1 protein-coding gene is annotated in these 1,212 nt (G+C 60.2%); it reads right to left on the reverse strand.

Features of this window, described 5'->3' with window-relative positions; all coding sequences use genetic code 11:
• Positions 1-439: 439 nt before the first annotated feature.
• On the reverse strand, positions 440-1,093 hold the full coding sequence (locus AC1Q6C_RS33605; RefSeq protein ID WP_054781817.1) for a LysE family translocator: 654 nt from the start codon (positions 1,091-1,093) through the stop codon (positions 440-442).
• Positions 1,094-1,212: the final 119 nt, after the last annotated feature.

A 1,212-nucleotide genomic window follows, 5' to 3' on the forward strand; every position in this document is an offset into this window, starting at 1 on the left:
ATGTGCTCGGAGCGAAGGCTACCGACCAGTAGTACTCGAAGTCACACAAACCGGAGAAAGTTCAACCCTTTCGGGGACGCGCTCGTACTTTCGGTGGTGTTTCATCCGCATTATGTGAGGACTTTCTACCCTAAGCGGCTGCCGCGTCAGTGGACAATCCAATCAAGGCGCCGTGCCGGACTGCCCGCACGTCGACCGTTCGTGGATGAACCTGGCTGGAAGAGGCTGGTACGGCGTTTGTTTCGTCGAGTGGCGCTGACAACGACCTGTGGCCGCGCGCTTCCATTTGGAAGCATGCGAGTTTCGGCATCCGATACGTGTTGCGTCCGTTGACCTAGGCCGGAGCGGGATGTCCTGGACGCACAAGGAGGGAATCTTTACCGGGCTGAGTGCAAGGTCCAGCCCCGCGCGATGGTGTCGCCTTGCGGTGTAGACATCGTCAGCGTGTAGCCGGGGTGAGCGAAGATGCAGCCAACGAGCCACTCAATCCGACGAAAACAACACCCGACGAGCGCTCAACACGACGAACGGTCGACGACGACAACCCTCGCTGCTGTATCCATCGGCCGACGCTCGCCCACCCGAGAGCGGCGCAAGCCTCGACGACGATGTAGAGGCTTCCGAGGAGCGTGAGTTGGTATGCAACCGGACCGGCTGATTTCATCGTGAACTGCGGCAAGAACGCGGTGAACAGAAGCAGTGCCTTCGGATTGGCTGCTGCTGTGGTGAACTCCTGAATCACCAACCTAGAGCTGCCACTCACCGATGACACAGGGCGGGTCTCGATCCATGTCCATCGACTGGGTCGGGTCTGCCAGATCACCCAGATACCGAGTGCCAGAAGGTAGGCAACGCCGAGCCACTTGAGTAACTCGAACAGGTGTTGTGATTGCGCGAGCACGGTACCCAAGCCGGCCACGACCAAAGTGAGCATGATCGCGAAGGCCACGAAGCGGCCTACCAATGCTGTTGCCGCCGCGCGGACACCGGATCGGAGGCCGTTACGGAGCGCGAGAAGGTTGTTCGCCCCGGGCGATGCCGCGACCACGAGCGCCGCAGGAATAAAAGCTAGAAGCTGGCCGGTGGACAACATGGCTCAGGACGCACTTTCGTGATCTTCGAGCCCGACCGCTAGTTGTTGCGGGTATGGACGTTGCTGACGCAGGACTGAAGTAGACGGGCTGGTCCTCGGCGTGAGAATGGGAGTTGCGA

This window comes from Rhodococcus sp. MT28 (assembly GCF_058792695.1).

Coding starts and splice junctions, on each gene's coding strand:
- AC1Q6C_RS33605 (WP_054781817.1), bottom strand. CDS start 1,093: ATGTTGTCCACCGGCCAGCTTCTAGCTTTTATTCCTGCGGCGCTCGTG.